Raw genomic sequence first — 20,256 nt, 5'->3', positions numbered from 1 at the left:
CTCCCAGTGTGTATTGCAGGCTTTTACCGGGCGCCTGCGACCACCGCCTGAGGCCGCACGGAATCAGGCGCCCACATCTCCAGCGAGCACACGCTGATCAGGTTTCGAATCTTTTCACCGATCACCTGGGCGCGGTGCCAGCTCACGCCATCGATCACGATATCGAGGGTCAGCAAGTCTTCCTGGCGATTCACAACCACCTGCCGGGGCGTCAGGAACTGCAGCGCGAAATAGTTGAGCACCCGGCACAGCACATCGGGTTCGGCCTCGGCGACGATCTGGTAATGGGCCTGGCAATGGGCGCTATTGACGGCCCACGCATCGACGCGGGTAGCGGGGTAGGTGGTTTCGACGGCGTGCATGCTGACTCTCCAGATTTGACTGAAGAAATTTTTACATTCGCCAGCGGAGATTTCTTATCTAAGATGAGCCTGATTCGTCGAAAAATGCACAAATTAATTCAAGATAACCACAGTAATAGGTATTTCTATGCACAGCGAGCTGGACGTCTACGACCGCCGTATCCTGGCCCTGCTGCAAGAGGACGCCTCGCTCTCCAGCGCGCAGATCGCCGAGCAGGTCGGCCTGTCTCAATCGCCATGCTGGCGGCGAATCCAGCGGCTGAAGGAGGAGGGCGTGATCCGCGGCCAGGTCACGCTGCTGGACCGCAAGAAGATCGGCCTCAATACGCAGATTTTTGCCGAGGTCAAACTCAATGCCCACGGGCGCTCCAACTTCACCGAGTTCACCGAGGCGATCCGTGGGTTTCCCGAAGTCTTGGAGTGTTATGTGCTGATGGGGGCGGTGGATTTTCTGCTGCGCATCGTCACGTCGGATATCGAGGCGTATGAGCGGTTTTTCTTCGAGAAGTTGTCGATGGTGCCGGGGATTCAGGAGGTCAATTCGATCGTGGCGTTGTCGGAGATCAAGTCCACCACTAGCCTGCCAGTATTGGGCTGACAGGGCTGGCCTCATCGGGGGCAAGCCCCCTCCCACATTGGAGTGGGAAGTGGCTTGCTCCCGATGGCGATATTACAGACGCAGCAGGGTCTTCCAGGCACGGTTCTGATACACCGCAATCGCCTGGTGCATGCGCGCATCCAGCGATTCATCGGTGATCGGCTGGTTGGCCAGTTGCACCAGCTTGTTCAATTCACCGTACAGGCGGTCGAGTTCCGGGATGTCTACCACCTGGCGTGCGTGGTGCAGCCAGGCCTGGATGCGTTCGATGCGCGGCAGTTGCTCGGCCAGGTCTTCCGGTTGCTGCTGATAGCGCGGCAGTTGCAGGGCGACGGCATCTTCGGCCAGCAGGCGTGGCAGCCAGTTGGTGATTTGCGCAGCGCCCTGGCGGTTGCCGCGCACGTTGCGGTCGGCGGTCCAGGTGCGGTTCAGCAACCAGCGGGAGGTGTTCAGCGAGAACAGGCCCCAACGCACGTCGGTCAATTCCTCGGCGAATTGCTCCGGCGCGGCTTTGCGAATGTCTTCATCGTCGTCACCGGCCTGGACCAGCGGGCGCCAGTCTTCCAGCAGAGCATCGAGTGCGCTGCGCAGTTCGCTGGTGGATTGACGCGGCGCGGCCTGGCCGAGGCTGCCGAGCAGGGCGCGTAACTCGCCGAGGTTGTCGACCCAGTCCTGCAGCAGGCGCCAGTGGCCATTGAAACGGTATTGCTCGGCCAGGCGCTGGCTGCTGCCGAGCAGGTGCCACATGATCGCGGCGAAGGCATCGTCCAGCGGCATTTCGGCGTGCAATTGCGGCGCTGGCAGGCTCAGGGAATAGCTGCTGGCGTCATACAGGCGGTAGCCGCGTTCGGCCTTGCTGATGTCACATGGCATCAACGCCAGGGTCGCGGCCAGTTCGGCGGCCAGTTCCAGCAGGGCGGCCGGTTCACCTTCGCGCAGTTCCAGTTCCAGCTCGCAGATTTCTTCTTTCTGCTTGCCGACCACCACATGGCCCAGGTCCAGTGCGGCTTCGATCACCACCTTGGTCTTGCCCCGGCCCCAGGCGATTTCGGCGCGTTCGCGCACGAAGTCGGTGGTGAAGATCGGCTTGAGGGTCTTTTTGTCCAGCTCGGCGAGTTCCTCGGGCCAGCATTCGCCGTCGAGTTTTTTCACGTCGAGCTTGGCTTTGGGCAGTTCCCAGTTGTACTCGTTACGCTCCGACAAACCGGCGACGCTTTGGCCGCGGGTCTTGAGGGTCTGGATCACGGTGTCACCGTCCTTGCGTAAACGCAGGGCGACTTTGGCCTGGGCCAGGTCGCGCTCGGGGGTGTCGAAGTACTGGTTCATCAACTCAAGGTGTTCCCAGCCACTTTTGTTGCGTTTTTTCAGTAGCGGGTGCTCACGTAGCGCGGCGAGTGTTTCGCGGCTGACGCGGAGCTTGATTTCGGTTTCTTTCTGCATGGCCGGAAAATCCAGGATCGGGAGCGCAGCCGGGAAAAAGAGTGGCTGCCAAGGTCGTGCAGTGTACAGGACTGAGCCCGGCAACGCGCCGCAACGGTTTATTGTGTCGTGCAGATGCCTCTATAGTGAGATTCATCCGGGAAGTAGGGAGACCGCGCATGCCGTTACCGTCCATGAAAGAGCAATTCGCCGCCTTGATTGCCACGCCGTCGGTCAGTTGCACCCAGGCGTCTCTCGACCAGAGCAACCGTCCGGTGATCGACCTGCTCGCCGGCTGGCTGGGCGACCTGGGCTTCGCCATCGACATCCAGCCTGTCAGCCCCGGCAAGTTCAACCTGCTCGCCAGTTTCGGCACGGGCCCCGGTGGCCTGGTGTTGGCCGGCCATAGCGATACCGTGCCGTATGACGCTGCGCTGTGGAAGACCGATCCTCTCAAGCTGACGGAGGTCGACGGTCGCTGGGTAGGATTGGGCAGCTGCGACATGAAGGGTTTTTTCGCGCTGGCCATCGAAGCGGTATTGCCACTGCTCGACCAGCCGTTCAAGCAGCCGCTGCTGATTCTCGCCACCTGTGATGAAGAAAGCTCCATGTCCGGCGCCCGTGCATTGGCGGCGGCCGGGCGCCCGCTGGGGCGTGCGGCCGTGATTGGTGAGCCGACGGGCCTCAAGCCGATCCGCCTGCATAAAGGCGTGATGATGGAACGCATCGACATTCTCGGTCGCAGCGGCCACTCGTCGGACCCGAGCCTGGGCCACAGCGCGCTGGAAGCCATGCACGACGCCATCGGCGAACTGCGCGGCCTGCGCCTGGCCTGGCAGCGCGAGTACCGCAACCCGCAGTTCAGCGTGCCGCAACCGACCCTGAATTTCGGCTGCATCCACGGCGGCGATAACCCCAACCGCATCTGCGGCCAGTGTTCCCTGGAGTTCGACCTGCGGCCCTTGCCCGGCATGGACCCGCAGGTGCTGCGCGCGGCGATCCGGCAGAAGCTCGAATCGGTGGCCGAGCGCCATAAGGTGAAGATCGACTATGCGCCGCTGTTCGCCGAAGTGCCGCCGTTCGAGCAGGCCGAAGACGCGGAGCTGGTGCGGGTCGCGGAACGATTGACCGGTCATCGCGCCGAAGCAGTAGCGTTCGGCACCGAAGCGCCTTATCTTCAGCGCCTTGGTTGTGAAACCCTGGTGCTTGGCCCTGGCGATATCGCCTGCGCCCACCAGCCGGGCGAATACCTCGAAATGTCACGCTTGACGCCTACAGTGCGTCTATTGCGGGAACTGATCGAGCATTACTGCCTGACACCTGCATAAATTAATCCCTGCCCATGCGTACATAAGGAGAGCGAGCGTGTTGCCAAGCCTGTTCCGACGATAACCATCAGCCTGCTGTGCGTTTTCACGACTCATCCTTTTTTGGCTGCTTTTTATTACAGGCCCAGGTTCCATGCCCGACTACGTCAATTGGCTTCGTCACGCTTCGCCCTACATCAACGCCCACCGCGACTGCACCTTTGTGGTCATGCTGCCCGGCGATGGTGTGGATCATCCGAACTTCGGCAATATCGTCCACGACCTGGTGCTGCTCCACAGCCTGGGTGTGCGACTGGTGCTGGTCCACGGTTCGCGCCCACAGATTGAAGCGCGCCTTGAAGCGCGCGGGCTCAACCCGGTTTACCACGACGGCCTGCGCATCACCGATGCCGCCACGCTGGAGTGTGTGATCGATGCGGTCGGCCATCTGCGCATCGCCATTGAAGCGCGCCTGTCGATGGACATGGCCTCGTCGCCGATGCAGGGCTCGCGCTTGCGCGTGGCCAGCGGCAACCTGGTGACGGCGCGCCCGATCGGCGTGCTCGAAGGCGTGGACTTCCACCACACCGGCGAAGTGCGTCGGGTCGACCGCAAAGGCATCAATCGCCTGCTGGACGAGCGCTCCATCGTGCTGCTGTCGCCTCTGGGTTATTCGCCCACCGGCGAGATCTTCAACCTGGCCTGCGAAGACGTCGCCACCCGCGCCGCCATCGACCTGGCCGCCGACAAACTGCTGCTGTTCGGCGCTGATCCTGGCCTTATCGATGAAAATGGTCGCCTGGTGCGCGAACTGCGTCCGCAACAAGTGCCGGCGCACCTGCAACGCCTGGGCAGCAACTACCAGGCGGAATTGCTCGATGCAGCCGCCGAGGCGTGCCGTGGCGGCGTAGCGCGTAGCCATATCGTCAGCTACGCCGAAGACGGCGCCTTGCTCACCGAACTGTTCACCCGGGACGGTGGCGGTACGCTGGTGGCCCAGGAACAATTCGAGCTGGTGCGCGAGGCGGCGATCGAGGACGTTGGCGGCTTGCTCGACCTGATCAGCCCGCTGGAGGAACAGGGCATTCTGGTGCGCCGTTCGCGGGAAGTGCTGGAGCGTGAGATCGAGCAGTTCAGCGTGGTCGAACGCGAAGGCATGATCATCGCCTGCGCGGCGCTGTATCAGATCGCCGATTCGGATGCGGGGGAGCTGGCGTGCCTGGCGGTCAACCCGGAGTACCGCCACGGCAGACGCGGCGATGAGCTGCTGGAGCGCATCGAGACCCGCGCCAGGGCGCAGGGGTTGAAGACGCTCTTCGTGCTAACCACACGCACGGCGCACTGGTTCCGCGAGCGCGGCTTTGTGCCCAGCAGTGTGGAGCGCCTGCCATCGGCGCGGGCATCGCTGTACAACTATCAGCGTAATTCGAAGATTTTCGAGAAAGCCCTGTAAAACCCCGCCCTCCCAGCCACTGAGCTGACTCCTGTGGGCGCTGGCTTGCCTGCGATGCAGACGTAACGCTATCGCAGCCAAACCAGCCCCCCACTTCGAATATCGCTACGCCCCACGGGCGAAGGGTGCGTCAATGTGCCTGCCACCCCCCTACTAAAGTTTTAGAAATCTTGATCTCAGCCGATATGATCAGGGCGGCAATGGGTAAATTGTATGAAATTGCCGCTGTCAGACGGCACGGTCGGCGGCTCTGACAGCGCCATGAAATATTAGCGATACAAAAACTGTAACAAATTGACGGGAAGATGGGCGTTTGGCCATGGTGGCGTCGCCTTTTTGATCCTGGGTGACGTATGTAACGGTGCGTTCAGCCTAAAAGATCTGAAAAGCGGCCAACAAATACCCTTTAGGAATTAGCTTATGTGGCGGTTCGTCTATTCTGACGTGCCCCGCTTCATGCAAAGGCTTATTCCAAAATAGTATGAAAAAGAATGAAATAATTCTTTTTGGGTGTATGAAAAACTCATTACCCTGCAGGGACCAAATAAACTGCGATTAGACGAAGGTAGTAGACATACAAGGTTACGATTGACTTGGCGGTCACTATCTGGCGCTAATCGCGCATCTGTGGATCTCGGGCGTTAGACCCGAGACCAAAGAAATACAAAAATTAGAAATGAGAGGAGCGGTACATGAAGAAGTCTACCTTGGCATTGGCTGTCGCTTTGGGGGCAATCGCCCAGCAAGCAGGCGCCGCCGGTTTTATCGATGACAGCAAAGTCACCCTGGGTCTGCGTAACTTTTACATCAACACCGACAACCGCGACTCGGCTGCTCGCACCGCATCTGGTGTTCAGAGCAAGAACGAAGAATGGGGCCAAGGCTTTGACCTGCGCTTCATCTCCGGTTTCACCCAAGGCACCGTAGGTTTCGGTCTCGACGCCATCGGCCTGTTGGGTGTTCGGCTGGATTCCGGCGGCGGAACCAACGGCGCCACTTCGTCGTCCTACGGCGGCACTCTGTTCCCGAGCAAGTCCAATGGCGAAGCCGTTGATAACTTCTCGAGCCTGGGCCTGACCGCCAAGGCCAAGATCTCCCAGACCGAACTGAAGCTGGGTACGCTGCAACCTAAACTGCCGGTTATCGTGACCAACGATGGTCGTCTGTTGCCGCAGACCTTCCAGGGTGGCCAGATCACGTCTAACGATATCAAGGACCTGACGTTGGTTGCCGGTCAGATCGAAAAGGCCAAAGGTCGTAACTCCAGTAACGTAGACAACCTGTCCATCGCGGGTGCCAACAGCCGTGGCGCGAACTGGCGTGACAGCAACAAGTTCTACTTCGCTGGTGGTGACTACAAGATCACCAAGGATCTGACTGCCCAGTACTACTACGGCAACCTGGAAGATTTCTACAAGCAGCACTTCCTGGGCCTGACCCACAACTGGGCCATCGGTCCTGGCGTACTGAAATCTGACCTGCGTTACTTCAACAGCTCCGATGACGGTAACAACGGTAACCAGTCCGCTTACTTCTCGTCGGGCAACTACAGCGGCGTCAACTCCGGTCGCGGCAAGGTCGATAACAACCTGTACAGCGGCCTGTTCCTGTATAGCGTTGCCGGTCACACCTTCGGTGGCGGTTACCAAGTCAGCAACGGTAGCAGCGACTTCCCTTGGTTGAACCAAGGCGACGGTTCGTCGGCTTACCTGACCACTGACATGCAGATCGCTAAGTTCGCCCGTGCCGGCGAGCGTACCTGGCAGGCTCGCTACGCTTACGACTTCGCCGCGGTTGGCGTTCCTGGCCTGACCGCTGGTGTTGTGTACCTCAAAGGTACTGACATCGACACCGTCAACGCCTCTCGTGCCGAGTTCACCGGTCAATCCGAGTGGGAACGCGACATCAGCGTTGCCTACGTGATTCCACAAGGTCCGCTCAAGAACCTGGGCGTTGCCTGGAAAAACGCTATGTGGCGCAACGATATCGCTGCCGCGCGCGATCAAGACGAAAACCGTGTAATCGTCAGCTACAGCTACGCGTTCAAGTAACAGCGTAAAACCTTGCCCGGCGCAATGCCGGGCAAGGTGTCTTGCTTTTCAAGTCGGGCTCAACCCCCGCAAGCCCTTCCTGAACCCCTCTTTTTACAGCGTCTCAAGGCCTTCTCGAACCTTGGACGGAATGTTGACTCTCGCCTGTTTCAAGGTCCAGTGAACACATTTTTAATATTCCTATATCGTCTAAATAAATCGATATTTATTCTTTTTAAATAATCTGTAATCCATGCACAGTGGGCTCCATAAGCACTCATCAGGAGCCACACCATGAGCCTAAGACTGGGCGACATCGCCCCCGATTTCGAACAAGACTCCAGCGCCGGCAAGATTCGTTTCCACGAGTGGCTGGGCGATAGCTGGGGTGTGCTGTTTTCCCACCCGGCGGACTTCACGCCGGTGTGCACCACCGAACTGGGCTTCACCGCCAAGCTCAAGGACGAATTCGCCAAGCGCGGCGTCAAGGCCATCGCCCTGTCGGTAGACCCGGTGGACTCGCACCACAAGTGGATCGAAGACATCAACGAAACCCAGAACACGATCGTCAACTTCCCGATCCTGGCCGACGCCGACCGCAAGGTCTCGGACCTCTACGACCTGATCCACCCGAACGCCAGTGACACCCTCACCGTGCGCTCCTTGTTCGTGATCGACCCGCACAAGAAGATCCGCCTGACCATCACCTACCCGGCCAGCACCGGGCGCAACTTCCACGAAATCCTGCGGGTCATCGACTCGTTGCAACTGACCGACAACTACAAAGTCGCCACACCCGCCAACTGGCAGGACGGTGATGAAGTGGTGATCGTGCCGTCGCTCAAGGACGAGGAAGAAATCAAGAAACGCTTTCCCAAAGGGTATCGGGCGGTGAAGCCGTATCTGCGGCTGACACCGCAACCCAATCGCTGAATTACCTGTAGGAGCGAGCTTGCTCGCGAAGCATGCGCGGTTACTGCGGACATCCAGAAAGCCTGCGTCATCGTTGACGGTTTTCGCGAGCAGGCGCGCTCCTACAGATAGACGCTGTGTACTCACATGGCAGGGGTTTTGAGGCCGTTTCGACGGCCTTTTTTTTCGCCTGGCGATTGATTGGTCTTATATTCTTTTAAAGAATAAACAAATGAATAAATAAGATTTATAGATATATAAATCTACTGATAAGGTCTGTTCCATCTTGGCGCCATCGCCACACAGCGAACCGCCGACACTTGCTAAAGGAATTTCCTACATGCTGGTCGTAACACTTGGAGGCAGTCCCAGCCAGCGTTCCCGCTCCGGGGTCTTGCTGGATAAAACCCGTCAGTGGCTGCAACAGCAGGGCGTGGAAGTGGTGAGTTATCAGATACGGGACTTCCCGGCCGAAGACTTGCTGCATGCGCGCTTCGACAGCCCCAAAGTCATCGACTTGTTGCAACAAGTGGCCAATGCCGACGGCCTGGTGATCGCCACGCCGGTGTACAAGGCCTCGTTCTCGGGCGCGCTGAAAACCGTGCTCGACCTGCTGCCCGAACGCGCCCTGGCCCACAAGGTGGTATTGCCCATCGCCACCGGCGGCAGCATCGCCCACATGCTGGCGGTGGACTACGCGTTGAAGCCGGTACTGTCGGCGTTGAAAGCCCAGGAATTGCTCCACGGGATCTTTGCCGAAGACAGCCAGATCGCCTACGGCGAAGGCAGTGCCCAGGCGCAACTGGTGCCGATCCTCGAACAACGCTTGAACGAGGCCCTGGAAACGTTTTACGCCGCCATGGCCCGTCGCCCGAAACCGCTGGACCCGCATGTGTTGAATGAACGTTTGTTGAGTGCTCGCTGGAGCATTTAAGCCTTACCGATTCAAGAAGTACTCACCTTACTCAGCCGCCAACGGCCAAGCAGGTGCAGCCAACCCCCCCATCGCATTTTTGGAGAGAGCGCCATGCGCACTGTCATCTTGCGTCGTGGTCTGGTCGCACTGTTTGCTGCGGCTGTGTCCTTCGGCGCCATTGTTCAAACCCACGCCGCCGAAACCCTACGGATCGGCTATCAGAAATACGGCACCCTGGTGCTGCTCAAGGCCAAGGGCACCCTGGAAAAGCGCCTGGCTGCCGACGGTGTGCAGGTGCAGTGGACCGAGTTCCCGGGCGGCCCGCAATTGCTCGAAGGCCTGAACGTCGGCTCGATCGACTTCGGCGTCACCGGCGAAACCCCGCCGGTATTCGCCCAGGCCGCCGGCGCCGATCTGCTCTACGTGGCCTACGAACCGCCGGCGCCGACCAGTGAAGCGATCCTGGTGCCGAAAGACTCGCCGATCAAATCGGTGGCCGAGCTCAAGGGCAAGAAAGTCGTGCTCAACAAAGGCTCCAACGTTCACTACCTGCTGGTGCGCGCCCTGGAAGATGCCGGCCTGAAATACACCGACGTGCAGACCGTGTTCCTGCCGCCCGCCGATGCGCGTGCCGCGTTCGAGCGTGGCAGCGTAGACGCCTGGGTCATCTGGGACCCGTACCAGGCCGCCGCCGAGAAACAACTGCAAGCCCGCACCCTGCGTGACGGCAGCGGGATTGCCGACAACCATCAGTTCTACCTGGCCACCAAGCCCTACGCGGAAAAACATCCCGAAGTGATCAAGGCGTTGGTGGAAGAAGTGCGCGCGGTGGGCGAGTGGTCCAAGGCCAACCCGCAGGAAGTCACCGAACAAGTCGCGCCGCTGCTCGGCCTGCCGGCGGACATCACCCTGACCTCGGTGAAACGCCAGGGCTACGGCGCGCTGTTCCTGACCCCGGCCGTGGTCGCCGCGCAGCAGAAGATTGCCGACAGCTTCTACCAACTCAAATTGATCCCCAAACCCTTGAGCATCAAGGACGTGATCTGGACGCCACCCGCTGCTGTGGCCAAAGCGCCGTAATCCGACTTCTTCAGGAGACAACTCCATGAGCCTCACTATTTTCTGGTTCCTGCCTACCCACGGCGACGGCCATTACCTTGGCACCGCCGAAGGCGCTCGCGCCGTCGACCACGGTTATCTGCAGCAAGTGGCCCAGGCGGCCGACCGCCTTGGCTTCGGCGGGGTGTTGATCCCCACCGGGCGTTCCTGCGAAGACTCGTGGCTGGTGGCCGCTTCGCTGATCCCGGTGACCCAGCGTCTGAAATTCCTGGTCGCGCTGCGCCCTGGGATCATTTCGCCGACGGTGGCCGCGCGTCAGGCCGCGACCCTCGATCGCCTGTCCGGCGGCCGTGCGCTGTTCAACCTGGTGACCGGCGGCGACCCGGAAGAACTGGCCGGCGACGGTTTGTTCCTCAGTCACGAGGAGCGCTACCAGGCCTCGGTGGAGTTCACCCGCATCTGGCGTCGCGTGCTGGAAGGCGAAACCGTGGATTACGACGGCGAACACATCAGCGTCAAAGGCGCCAAATTGCTTTACCCGCCGATCCAGCAACCGCGTCCGCCGCTGTACTTCGGCGGTTCCTCCGAAGCCGCCCAGGACCTGGCGGCCGAACAGGTGGACATGGTGCTGACCTGGGGCGAGCCACCGGCCGCGGTCGCGGAAAAGATCGAACAGGTGCGGGCCAAGGCCGCGAAACTCGGGCGTACCGTGCGCTTCGGCATTCGTCTGCATGTGATCGTGCGCGAAACCAACGATGAAGCCTGGAAAGCCGCCGACAAGCTGATCTCGCACCTGGACGACGACACCATCGCCCGCGCCCAGGCCTCCCTGGCGCGCTTTGATTCGGTCGGCCAGCAGCGCATGGCGGCCTTGCATGGCGGCAACCGCGACAACCTCGAAGTCAGCCCCAACCTGTGGGCCGGCGTCGGCCTGGTGCGTGGCGGTGCCGGCACCGCGCTGGTGGGCGATGGCCCGACGGTTGCGGCGCGGGTCAAGGAGTACGCGGCGCTGGGCATCGACACGTTTATTTTCTCCGGTTATCCGCACCTGGAAGAGTCGTATCGCGTCGCCGAGTTGCTGTTCCCGCACCTGGATATCGAACGTCCCGAGTTGCCGAAAAGCTCTGGGTACGTCAGCCCGTTCGGCGAAATGGTCGCCAACGATATCCTTCCCAAAGCTGCGTCACAGAGCTGAGGCGGCGCCATGAATCTGGAAAAACTGAGCCACCGCGTGGCGCCTTGGGTGCTGCCGGTGTTGCTGCTGGCGGTGTGGCAGTTGTCGGTGTCGGCGGGGTGGTTGTCGACGCGCATTTTGCCGGCGCCGAGTGCGGTGATTGAGGCCGGGGTCAGCCTGGTGCGCAGCGGCGAAATCTGGACGCACCTGGCTATCAGTGGCTGGCGTGCGGGCCTGGGCTTTGTGATCGGTGGCAGCATCGGTCTGGCCCTGGGCTTTATCACCGGGTTGTCGGCGTGGGGCGAGCGCCTGCTGGACAGCTCGGTGCAGATGATCCGCAACGTGCCGCACCTGGCGCTGATTCCGTTGGTGATCCTGTGGTTCGGCATTGACGAGACCGCGAAGATTTTTCTGGTCGCCCTTGGCACGCTGTTCCCGATCTACCTCAACACGTATCACGGCATCCGCAACGTCGACCCGGCGCTGGTGGAAATGGCGCGCAGCTACGGCTTGTCCGGCTTCAGTCTGTTCCGCCAGGTGATCCTGCCCGGCGCGCTGCCGTCGATTCTGGTGGGTGTGCGTTTTGCCCTGGGCTTTATGTGGCTGACGTTGATCGTGGCGGAAACCATCTCGGCCAGTTCCGGCATCGGTTACCTGGCGATGAACGCCCGTGAATTTCTGCAAACCGACGTGGTGGTGCTGGCCATCGTTATGTACGCGGTCCTCGGCAAGCTGGCCGACCTGGCGGCGCGTGGCCTGGAGCGTGTGTGGCTGCGCTGGCATCCGGCCTATCAAGTGAATAAAGGAGGTGCGGTATGACCGCTCAACAACCTCCGCGCCTGCTGAAGGGCATTCCGCTGGCGGTGCGCCAGTTGCGCAAGGCCTTTGGGTCGCGGGAAGTGCTCAAGGGCATCGACCTGCACATTCCGGCGGGCCAGTTTGTCGCTGTGGTCGGCCGCAGTGGCTGCGGTAAAAGTACCTTGCTGCGCCTGCTGGCCGGCCTGGACAAAGCCAGTAGCGGTGAGCTGCTGGCCGGCGCCGCGCCGCTGAGCGAGGCGATTGAGGACACGCGATTGATGTTCCAGGAAGCGCGCCTGCTGCCGTGGAAAAAGGTCATCGACAACGTCGGCCTCGGCCTCAAGGGTAACTGGCGCCCCAAGGCGCTGGAGGCGCTGGAAGCGGTCGGCCTGGCCGAGCGTGCCAATGAGTGGCCGGCGGCCTTGTCCGGTGGCCAGAAGCAGCGTGTGGCCCTGGCGCGTGCGCTGATTCACCAGCCGCGTCTGCTGTTGCTCGATGAGCCGTTGGGCGCGCTGGATGCGTTGACCCGCATCGAGATGCAGCAACTGATCGAAAACCTCTGGCAGAAGCACGGTTTCACCGTGTTGCTGGTGACCCATGACGTCAGCGAAGCCGTGGCCATTGCCGACCGGGTGATCCTGATCGAAGACGGCGAAATCGGCCTCGACCTGATCGTCGACCTGCCGCGTCCACGCGCCCGCGGCTCGCATCGCCTGGCCGCGCTCGAAGCACAAGTGCTCAACCGTGTGCTGTCGCTGCCCGGTAGCCCGCCGGAACCCGAACCTGTTTCACCGCTGCCTACGCAATTGCGTTGGGCGCAATAACTCACTTGTCCCCTGAAGGAAAAACGACATGACTATTAAAGCCATCAACGTGCGTAACCAGTTCAAAGGCACCATCAAGGAAATCGTCGAAGGCGACGTGCTCTCGGAAATCGACGTGCAGACCGCGTCCGGCATCGTGACGTCGGTGATCACCACCCGTTCGGTCAAGGAGCTGGAGCTGGTGATCGGCAGCGAGGTGATTGCCTTTGTGAAATCCACCGAGGTGTCGATCGCCAAGTTGTGATCGCTTGAGGCCGCTATCGGGAGCAAGCTCCCTCCCACATTTTGAATGTATTCACAGATCAGAATGTGGGAGGGAGCTTGCTCCCGATGAGGCCTTGCCAGACAACACATCCATCAGACAGTGACGCCGCGCTTGGGCAAATACGCCGGCAAATACAGCCCCACATACGCATCGAACACCCGCATGCCTTCCTCAGCCATACGCGGCGTGATCAGCCCATGCTGATGCACCGAACGCGCATACACGCGATCACTCAATTCCAGCGCCAGCGCGAACACGTCCACATCGGTGGGCAGGGTCGGCACTTCGAAATGCCGGTTGAATACGGCCAGCATCAAGTCACCCAACTCCAGATCGTGCTGGCGGTCGGCCTGATTCACTTCGGTCAACCCGTGCTGGGTCAGGATCAGTTGGCGGGCGGCGGCGTCGTTGCTGTAGATGGTGAGCATGCGTTGTTCGACGATGTAAGACAGGTCGCGCCAATACTTGAGTGAATCATGCTCGATGGGCGCCAGGATTGCGGCGCGGAATGCCGCATGGACGTCCGCGGTCAACGCTTCCAGCAGTGCTGGCACACTGGCGAAGAAGTGATACACCGACGACGGCGGAATCTGTGCGCGCTCGGCCACGCTGTAGATCGACAAACCGGCCACGCCTTCGGACGCCAGCAACGTGCGGGCGGCGTCGAGGATCGCGTCGATCCGGGCCTGGCTGCGGGCGCGGGGTTTGCGAGGGGCGGCGGGGCGGGTAGTCATGGAAGTCTCCTACAAGGCAGCGGGCATTGTATGAGCAGGAACTGGTGTTGTCTGCCAAGCCGCCATCGGGGGCAAGCCCCCTCTCACACTCGAACCGGTTTCTTCAGGAAAACTCGTTCAACTGTGGGAGGGAGCTTGCTCCCGATGGCGGCCAACTCGGTCTACCAAAAGCAACCCATAAAAAAACGCCACAGACCAAAGGCCTGCGACGTTTTTTCAGTGCAACCAGCGCTTACACGGTATGCAGGTACCAGTTGTACTCAAGGTCGGAGATGGAGTGTTCGAACTCTTCCAGCTCACTTTCCTTACAGGCGACGAAGATATCGATATATTTAGGATCGATGTACTTGGCCATCACCTCGCTGTCGTCCAACTCGCGCAGGGCATCGCGCAGGTTGTTCGGCAGGCTTTGTTCGTTCTGCTCGTAGCTGTTGCCTTCCACTGGCGCACCCGGTTCGATCTTGTTGGTCAGACCGTGGTGTACGCCTGCGAGGACCGAAGCCATCAGCAGGTAGGGGTTGGCATCGGCACCGGCTACGCGGTGTTCGATACGCACGGAGTCAGCCGCGCCGGTCGGCACGCGGATGGCGACGGTGCGGTTGTCCAGGCCCCAGCACGGCGAGTTCGGCACGTAGAACTGTGCGCCGAAACGACGGTAGGAGTTGACGTTAGGGCACAGGAACGCCATTTGGGCGGGTAGGGTCTCCAGCACACCGCCGATCGCGTGACGTAATGCGGCGTTCTGCTCGGGATCCTCACTGGCAAAGATATTCTTGCCGTCCTTGTCCAGGATCGAAATGTGTACGTGCAAACCGTTGCCTGCCTGGCCTGGGTAAGGCTTGGCCATGAAGGTGGTGTCCATCTCATGGTCGTAGGCGATGTTCTTGATCAGGCGCTTGAGCAGTACCGCGTAGTCGCAGGCCTTGATCGGGTCGGCCACGTGGTGCAGGTTCACTTCGAACTGCGCCGGGGCACTTTCCTTGACGATGGCGTCAGCCGGGATGCCTTGCTCTTTGGCACCTTCCAGGATGTCCTGGAGGCAGTCGACGTATTCGTCGAGGTCGTCGATCAGGTAGACCTGTGTCGAGTGCGGGCGTTTGCCGGAGATTGGCGAGCGGGGCGGTTGTGGGCGACCGTTCACGTTCTCCTGGTCGATCAGGTAGAACTCAAGCTCGAAGGCAGCGCAGATGGTCAGACCGAGTTCGTCGAATTTGCTCACAACTTGTCGGAGCACTTCGCGCGGATCGGCGAAGAAAGGTTCACCTTCAATTTCGTGCATGGTCATCAGCAGTTGCGCGGTGGGGCGCTTTTGCCAAGGTTCATTGCACAGGGTGTCGGGGATTGGATAACAGATTCGGTCAGCATCACCGATGTCCAGACCCAGGCCGGTGCTTTCCACCGTTGAGCCGTTGATATCCAGGGCAAATAAAGAGGCAGGCAGGTTAATGCCTTTCTCGTAAACCTTGTGGAGGCTGGTGCGTTCGATGCGCTTACCGCGCACCACACCATTCATATCCGCAATTAGAAGGTCTACGTACAGAACCTCAGGATGATCCTTAAGGAACGCGTTCGCTTCGTTAAGCTGAACGGCACGCGGGGGTACCGACATGATGCAACACCTTTGTTGTTAAAAATATCAATCATTGATCTTTTCTGGTTTCAGTCAACCCGAACCGCATGCCGAAGTCAAGCGAGGCCTTTTTTGCCCCAAAAAAGCGCCTGGTGGGCTTTTTTGGGGCTTTTTGGGGCGGTTTTGTCGGTTTGACTGGCTCGGGACTAGCAGGCTTGAGCGGGCCGTGTTGTATTTTTTACGGGGGTGTTGTGTAAAAAAATGAACAAGGCTAAGCTCGATTAAAACCCATAACAGCAATAATACCGGGGTGCTTCATGTCTGGCCTGCCGATAATCGGCATCACCACCTGCTCGAAACAGGTCGGTCTGCATGCTTTTCACCGCTATCTCGAATGTTGCGAACGCGCATTCCCGTTGACTATTCAATCCCCGATAAATCCCCTCGATCCGGTCATTATTCTTGACGGCCAGGATGCTGTTCGCGTTCCCCGTTCATTTTTTTATACCCGCCCTTTCCATGACGCCGGTCCGGCCTTTTTTGCGGTTGCCGCTCATTATCCTGCACGGGAGGCAAGCCTTTTGCTTAAGGAGTGCAACGGCACCCCAAATGGCGGTTAAGCTCCCACTCTGATGAACCAGCGACGCCGATGCGTCAACCAAAGCCTGACCTTTAATGGACGTCAGGAAACCCAGCCCAGAGGCATTTATGAGTAACAACCTCGACCAGCTCACCGATTGGTTGAAAAACCACAAGATCACAGAAGTCGAATGCATGATTGGCGACCTCACCGGCATCACCCGGGGCAAGATCTCGCCGACCAACAAGTTCATCGCCGAGAAAGGCATGCGCCTGCCCGAGAGCGTTCTGTTGCAGACCGTGACCGGCGACTATGTCGAAGACGACATCTATTACGAATTGCTCGACCCGGCCGACATCGACATGATCTGCCGCCCCGACCAGAACGCGGTGTTCCTGGTGCCGTGGGCCATCGAGCCCACCGCCCAGGTGATCCACGACACCTACGACAAGCAAGGCAACCCGATCGAGCTGTCGCCGCGCAACGTGCTCAAGAAAGTCCTCAAGCTCTACGCCGACAAAGGCTGGCAGCCCATCGTGGCGCCGGAGATGGAGTTCTACCTGACCAAACGCTGCGAAGACCCGGACTTCCCGCTGCAACCGCCGATTGGCCGTTCCGGCCGTCCGGAAACCGGCCGGCAGTCCTTCTCTATAGAAGCGGCCAACGAATTCGACCCGCTGTTCGAAGATGTCTACGACTGGTGCGAACTGCAGGAGCTGGACCTCGACACCCTGATCCACGAGGACGGCACGGCGCAGATGGAAATCAACTTCCGTCACGGCGACGCCCTGTCCCTGGCCGATCAGATCCTGGTGTTCAAGCGCACCATGCGTGAAGCCGCGCTCAAGCACGACGTGGCCGCCACCTTCATGGCCAAGCCGATGACCGGCGAGCCCGGCAGCGCGATGCACCTGCACCAGAGCATCATCGACATCGCCACCGGCAAGAACGTCTTCTCCAATGAAGACGGGACCATGAGCCAGCTGTTCCTCAACCACATTGGCGGCCTGCAGAAATTCATCCCTGAATTGCTGCCGCTGTTCGCCCCCAACGTGAACTCGTTCCGCCGCTTCCTGCCGGACACTTCCGCGCCGGTGAACGTGGAGTGGGGCGAAGAAAACCGCACCGTCGGCCTGCGCGTACCGGATGCCGGCCCGCAGAACCGTCGTGTGGAAAACCGCCTGCCGGGCGCTGACGCCAATCCGTACCTGGCAATCGCTGCCAGCCTGTTGTGCGGCTACATCGGCATGGTCGAAGGGCACAACCCAAGCGCGCCGGTCGTCGGCCGTGGTTACGAACGGCGCAACCTGCGCCTGCCGTTGACCATCGAAGACGCCCTGGAGCGCATGGAAAACAGCAAGACCGTCGAGAAATACCTGGGTCACAAATTCATCACTGGCTACGTCGCGGTCAAGCGGGCCGAGCATGAAAACTTCAAGCGCGTGATCAGTTCTTGGGAGCGGGAATTTCTGCTCTTCGCCGTCTGATGCGCCGGGCGCGCCCTTTAAACGGTGCGCCCTTCACCGAAAAGTCTAGGAGATTGGTATGTCCAGCAACAACCCGCAAACCCGTGAATGGCAAGCCTTGAGCAGCGATCACCACCTGGCGCCGTTCAGCGACTTCAAGCAGTTGAAAGAGAAAGGCCCACGGATCATCACTAAAGCCCGCGGCGTTTACCTGTGGGACAGCGAAGGCAACAAGATCCTCGACGGCATGGCCGGCCTGTGGTGCGTGGCGATCGGTTACGGTCGCGATGAACTGGCTGATGCCGCCGCCAAGCAGATGAAAGAACTGCCGTACTACAACCTGTTCTTCCAGACCGCTCACCCGCCGGTGCTGGAACTGGCCAAGGCGATCTCCGACGTCGCACCGGCCGGCATGAACCACGTGTTCTTCACCGGCTCCGGCTCCGAAGGCAACGACACCATGCTGCGCATGGTCCGCCACTACTGGGCGATCAAGGGCCAGCCGAACAAGAAAGTCATCATCAGCCGCAAGAATGGCTACCACGGCTCCACCGTGGCCGGCGCCAGCCTCGGCGGCATGACCTATATGCATGAGCAGGGCGACTTGCCGATCCCGGGTATCGTCCACATCGCCCAGCCTTACTGGTTTGGCGAAGGCGGCGACATGAGCCCCGAAGAGTTCGGTGTGTGGGCCGCCAACCAGCTCGAAGAGAAGATCCTGGAACTGGGCGTGGACAACGTCGGTGCCTTCATTGCCGAGCCGATCCAGGGCGCCGGTGGTGTGATCGTGCCGCCTGATAGCTACTGGCCGCGCATCAAGGAAATCCTCGCCAAGTACGACATTCTGTTCGTCGCCGATGAGGTGATCTGCGGTTTCGGCCGTACCGGCGAGTGGTTCGGCAGCGATTTCTACGACCTCAAGCCCGACATGATGACCATCGCCAAGGGCCTGACCTCGGGTTACATCCCGATGGGTGGCCTGATCGTGCGCGACGAGGTGGTTGCGGTGCTGAATGAAGGCGGCGATTTCAACCACGGCTTCACCTACTCCGGTCACCCGGTGGCAGCAGCGGTGGCCCTGGAAAACATCCGCATCATGCGCGATGAGCAAATTATTAAGCGTGTGCATGACGAAACGGCACCCTATTTGCAGAAACGTCTGAGGGAGCTGGCTGATCATCCATTGGTGGGTGAAGTGCGCGGTGTTGGCATGCTCGGTGCGATTGAACTGGTTCAGGACAAAGCGACGCGCAAGCGTTACGAAGGCCGTGGTGTTGGCATGATTTGCCGAACCTTCTGCTTCGAGAATGGCCTGATCATGCGCGCCGTGGGTGACACCATGATCATTTCGCCGCCGCTGGTAATCAGCAAGACCGAAATTGACGAGCTGGTGACCAAGGCTCGTCATTGCCTGGACCTGACTTTGGCGGCATTGCAGGGCTAAGTGCTAGGCTCAGAACGCAGTGGCTCTTGGGCGCTGCGTTCGGGCAGTTATAAATGTGGGGGTTAGTTGAAAGCCGGCCCCCTAACTTGCCAGACTGTTGTCCTGTTTTGCTGCCCTTCGACGGGCGGCCAAACAGCTGTAGATCGATGAAGTATGTTGCGGTCCAAAAAAGAAAATCGGAGCATCACCAAATGAAGGCATTAGGTTTGAAGAACGCTGGCAAGACCCTCCTCGCGTTGTCCCTGATGGGTGCAATGGCGGGCGCGGCCCAGGCAGACGATAAAGTGCTGCACGTCTACAACTGGTCCGACTATATCGCTCCGGACACCATCGCCAACTTTGAAAAAGAGTCGGGCATCAAAGTGGTGTACGACGTATTCGACAGCAACGAGACCCTTGAAGCCAAGTTGCTGGCAGGCAAGTCCGGTTACGACATCGTTGTACCGTCGAACAACTTCCTCGCCAAGCAGATCAAGGCCGGCGTCTACCAGGAGCTGGACAAATCCAAGCTGTCCAACTACGAAAACCTGAACACGTCGCTGCTCAAGGCCGTGTCGGTCAGCGACCCGGACAACAAGCACGCGTTCCCGTACATGTGGGGTTCGATCGGCATCGGTTACAACCCGGAGAAGGTCAAGGCCGCGCTGGGCATCGACAAGATCGATTCGTGGGACATCCTGCTCAAGCCGGAAAACATCGCCAAGCTCAAGAGCTGCGGCGTGAGCTTCCTCGATTCGCCAACCGAAATGTTGCCGATCGCGCTGCATTACCTGGGCCTGCCGACCGACAGCCAGAAGAAGGCTGACCTCAAGCAAGCCGAAGACCTGTTCCTGAAGATCCGTCCTTCGATCGGCTACTTCCACTCCTCCAAGTACATCTCCGACCTGGCCAACGGCAACATCTGCGTGGCCGTGGGTTACTCGGGTGACATCCAGCAGGCCAAGTCCCGCGCGGCTGAAGCCGGTGGCAAGGTCAAAGTGGCGTATGACATTCCGAAGGAAGGCGCCGGTAGTTTCTATGACATGGTCGCCATCCCTAAAGATGCCGAAAACGTCGAAGCCGCCTACAAGTTCATGAACTACCTGCTCGAGCCGAAAGTCATGGCTGCGATCACCAACAGCGTGCGTTTCCCGAACGGTAACGAGAAAGCCACCGCATTGGTCGACAAAGACATCACCAGCGACCCAGGCATCTACCCGCCAGCGGATGTGCAAGCCAAGCTGTATGCCATTGCCGACTTGCCGGCGACGACGCAGCGTGAAATGACCCGTAGCTGGACCAAAATCAAATCGGGTAAGTAAGCGAGGAAACCTGTAGGAGCGAGCTTGCTCGCGAAAATCGTCAA

The 20,256-nt window shown here is 59.8% G+C and carries 19 protein-coding genes; 15 read left to right on the top strand and 4 right to left on the bottom strand.

From position 1 onward, the window contains the following. Positions 1–23: 23 nt before the first annotated feature. Positions 24–362, bottom strand: coding sequence for a hypothetical protein (locus J2Y83_RS27560; protein WP_253400048.1), 339 nt, complete (start codon positions 360–362; stop codon positions 24–26). A gap of 127 nt (positions 363–489) precedes the next feature. Here J2Y83_RS27560 and J2Y83_RS27555 point away from each other — a divergent pair, with 127 nt between their 5' ends. Then, complete coding sequence (locus J2Y83_RS27555; protein ID WP_253400047.1) at positions 490–960, top strand: Lrp/AsnC family transcriptional regulator; 471 nt, start codon at positions 490–492, stop codon at positions 958–960. Positions 961–1,032: 72 nt separating this feature from the next. Here the strand turns inward: J2Y83_RS27555 and J2Y83_RS27550 are convergent, their stop codons facing one another. Then, the gene (locus J2Y83_RS27550) at positions 1,033–2,400 is read right to left on the bottom strand and encodes a CYTH domain-containing protein (RefSeq protein ID WP_253400046.1); all 1,368 of its coding nucleotides are present in this window, start codon (positions 2,398–2,400) and stop codon (positions 1,033–1,035) included. Between the two features lie 158 nt (positions 2,401–2,558). Between J2Y83_RS27550 and argE the strand changes: the two genes are divergently transcribed. The 10 genes from argE to J2Y83_RS27500 all read left to right on the top strand — a co-directional run bounded on the left by argE (position 2,559) and on the right by J2Y83_RS27500 (position 13,096). Next, positions 2,559–3,707, top strand: a complete 1,149-nt coding sequence (gene argE, locus J2Y83_RS27545; protein ID WP_253400045.1) for an acetylornithine deacetylase — start codon at positions 2,559–2,561, stop codon at positions 3,705–3,707. 133 nt (positions 3,708–3,840) lie between these two features. Further along, on the top strand, positions 3,841–5,139 hold the full coding sequence (gene argA, locus J2Y83_RS27540) for an amino-acid N-acetyltransferase (RefSeq protein ID WP_253400044.1): 1,299 nt from the start codon (positions 3,841–3,843) through the stop codon (positions 5,137–5,139). Positions 5,140–5,831: 692 nt separating this feature from the next. After that, entirely contained in the window at positions 5,832–7,190 is a 1,359-nt protein-coding gene (locus tag J2Y83_RS27535) for an OprD family porin (RefSeq protein ID WP_253400042.1), read from the top strand. Positions 7,191–7,463: 273 nt separating this feature from the next. Further along, positions 7,464–8,102, top strand: a complete 639-nt coding sequence (locus tag J2Y83_RS27530) for a peroxiredoxin (protein ID WP_253400040.1) — start codon at positions 7,464–7,466, stop codon at positions 8,100–8,102. Between the two features lie 319 nt (positions 8,103–8,421). Then, complete coding sequence (gene ssuE / locus J2Y83_RS27525) at positions 8,422–9,015, top strand: NADPH-dependent FMN reductase (protein ID WP_247402575.1); 594 nt, start codon at positions 8,422–8,424, stop codon at positions 9,013–9,015. Between the two features lie 93 nt (positions 9,016–9,108). Next, a complete protein-coding gene (locus J2Y83_RS27520) occupies positions 9,109–10,077 on the top strand; it encodes a sulfonate ABC transporter substrate-binding protein (RefSeq protein ID WP_253400038.1) in 969 nt (322 codons plus the stop codon). A gap of 25 nt (positions 10,078–10,102) precedes the next feature. Continuing rightward, positions 10,103–11,251 (top strand): FMNH2-dependent alkanesulfonate monooxygenase, encoded by a 1,149-nt coding sequence (gene ssuD, locus J2Y83_RS27515; protein WP_253400036.1) that lies wholly within the window; start codon positions 10,103–10,105, stop codon positions 11,249–11,251. A 9-nt stretch (positions 11,252–11,260) separates the two neighbouring features. Further along, positions 11,261–12,049, top strand: a complete 789-nt coding sequence (gene ssuC / locus J2Y83_RS27510; protein WP_253400034.1) for an aliphatic sulfonate ABC transporter permease SsuC — start codon at positions 11,261–11,263, stop codon at positions 12,047–12,049. After that, on the top strand, positions 12,046–12,852 hold the full coding sequence (ssuB, locus tag J2Y83_RS27505; protein WP_253400032.1) for an aliphatic sulfonates ABC transporter ATP-binding protein: 807 nt from the start codon (positions 12,046–12,048) through the stop codon (positions 12,850–12,852). Before ssuC ends, ssuB begins: the two co-directional genes overlap by 4 nt. Before the next feature lie 28 nt (positions 12,853–12,880). Continuing rightward, the gene (locus J2Y83_RS27500) at positions 12,881–13,096 is read left to right on the top strand and encodes a TOBE domain-containing protein (RefSeq protein ID WP_003213899.1); all 216 of its coding nucleotides are present in this window, start codon (positions 12,881–12,883) and stop codon (positions 13,094–13,096) included. Between the two features lie 113 nt (positions 13,097–13,209). Here J2Y83_RS27500 and J2Y83_RS27495 read toward each other — a convergent pair whose 3' ends face one another. Together J2Y83_RS27495 and J2Y83_RS27490 are read right to left on the bottom strand one after the other, a co-directional pair. Beyond that, positions 13,210–13,851 (bottom strand): TetR/AcrR family transcriptional regulator, encoded by a 642-nt coding sequence (locus tag J2Y83_RS27495; protein ID WP_253400030.1) that lies wholly within the window; start codon positions 13,849–13,851, stop codon positions 13,210–13,212. 232 nt (positions 13,852–14,083) lie between these two features. Next, complete coding sequence (locus J2Y83_RS27490; RefSeq protein WP_253400028.1) at positions 14,084–15,460, bottom strand: glutamine synthetase family protein; 1,377 nt, start codon at positions 15,458–15,460, stop codon at positions 14,084–14,086. Between the two features lie 278 nt (positions 15,461–15,738). Between J2Y83_RS27490 and J2Y83_RS27485 the strand changes: the two genes are divergently transcribed. The 4 genes from J2Y83_RS27485 to J2Y83_RS27470 all read left to right on the top strand — a co-directional run bounded on the left by J2Y83_RS27485 (position 15,739) and on the right by J2Y83_RS27470 (position 20,212). Continuing rightward, positions 15,739–16,041 (top strand): glutamine amidotransferase, encoded by a 303-nt coding sequence (locus J2Y83_RS27485; RefSeq protein ID WP_253400025.1) that lies wholly within the window; start codon positions 15,739–15,741, stop codon positions 16,039–16,041. Positions 16,042–16,129: 88 nt separating this feature from the next. Next, positions 16,130–17,488 (top strand): glutamine synthetase family protein, encoded by a 1,359-nt coding sequence (locus J2Y83_RS27480; protein WP_253400023.1) that lies wholly within the window; start codon positions 16,130–16,132, stop codon positions 17,486–17,488. Between the two features lie 58 nt (positions 17,489–17,546). Continuing rightward, positions 17,547–18,911 (top strand): aspartate aminotransferase family protein, encoded by a 1,365-nt coding sequence (locus J2Y83_RS27475; RefSeq protein ID WP_253400021.1) that lies wholly within the window; start codon positions 17,547–17,549, stop codon positions 18,909–18,911. Between the two features lie 206 nt (positions 18,912–19,117). Beyond that, positions 19,118–20,212, top strand: a complete 1,095-nt coding sequence (locus J2Y83_RS27470) for a polyamine ABC transporter substrate-binding protein (RefSeq protein WP_301295230.1) — start codon at positions 19,118–19,120, stop codon at positions 20,210–20,212. Positions 20,213–20,256: the final 44 nt, after the last annotated feature.

Origin of the sequence: Pseudomonas marginalis (genome assembly GCF_024169655.1) — a bacterium.
In the GTDB taxonomy this organism is placed as follows: domain Bacteria; phylum Pseudomonadota; class Gammaproteobacteria; order Pseudomonadales; family Pseudomonadaceae; genus Aquipseudomonas; species Aquipseudomonas paraveronii.
Note: the sequence above shows the minus strand (reverse complement) of the source record. Positions and strands in the feature narration are given on the sequence as shown.

Coding starts and splice junctions, on each gene's coding strand:
- J2Y83_RS27560 (WP_253400048.1), bottom strand. CDS start 362: ATGCACGCCGTCGAAACCACCTACCCCGCTACCCGCGTCGATGCGTGG.
- J2Y83_RS27555 (WP_253400047.1), top strand. CDS start 490: ATGCACAGCGAGCTGGACGTCTACGACCGCCGTATCCTGGCCCTGCTG.
- J2Y83_RS27550 (WP_253400046.1), bottom strand. CDS start 2,400: ATGCAGAAAGAAACCGAAATCAAGCTCCGCGTCAGCCGCGAAACACTC.
- argE (WP_253400045.1), top strand. CDS start 2,559: ATGCCGTTACCGTCCATGAAAGAGCAATTCGCCGCCTTGATTGCCACG.
- argA (WP_253400044.1), top strand. CDS start 3,841: ATGCCCGACTACGTCAATTGGCTTCGTCACGCTTCGCCCTACATCAAC.
- J2Y83_RS27535 (WP_253400042.1), top strand. CDS start 5,832: ATGAAGAAGTCTACCTTGGCATTGGCTGTCGCTTTGGGGGCAATCGCC.
- J2Y83_RS27530 (WP_253400040.1), top strand. CDS start 7,464: ATGAGCCTAAGACTGGGCGACATCGCCCCCGATTTCGAACAAGACTCC.
- ssuE (WP_247402575.1), top strand. CDS start 8,422: ATGCTGGTCGTAACACTTGGAGGCAGTCCCAGCCAGCGTTCCCGCTCC.
- J2Y83_RS27520 (WP_253400038.1), top strand. CDS start 9,109: ATGCGCACTGTCATCTTGCGTCGTGGTCTGGTCGCACTGTTTGCTGCG.
- ssuD (WP_253400036.1), top strand. CDS start 10,103: ATGAGCCTCACTATTTTCTGGTTCCTGCCTACCCACGGCGACGGCCAT.
- ssuC (WP_253400034.1), top strand. CDS start 11,261: ATGAATCTGGAAAAACTGAGCCACCGCGTGGCGCCTTGGGTGCTGCCG.
- ssuB (WP_253400032.1), top strand. CDS start 12,046: ATGACCGCTCAACAACCTCCGCGCCTGCTGAAGGGCATTCCGCTGGCG.
- J2Y83_RS27500 (WP_003213899.1), top strand. CDS start 12,881: ATGACTATTAAAGCCATCAACGTGCGTAACCAGTTCAAAGGCACCATC.
- J2Y83_RS27495 (WP_253400030.1), bottom strand. CDS start 13,851: ATGACTACCCGCCCCGCCGCCCCTCGCAAACCCCGCGCCCGCAGCCAG.
- J2Y83_RS27490 (WP_253400028.1), bottom strand. CDS start 15,460: ATGTCGGTACCCCCGCGTGCCGTTCAGCTTAACGAAGCGAACGCGTTC.
- J2Y83_RS27485 (WP_253400025.1), top strand. CDS start 15,739: ATGTCTGGCCTGCCGATAATCGGCATCACCACCTGCTCGAAACAGGTC.
- J2Y83_RS27480 (WP_253400023.1), top strand. CDS start 16,130: ATGAGTAACAACCTCGACCAGCTCACCGATTGGTTGAAAAACCACAAG.
- J2Y83_RS27475 (WP_253400021.1), top strand. CDS start 17,547: ATGTCCAGCAACAACCCGCAAACCCGTGAATGGCAAGCCTTGAGCAGC.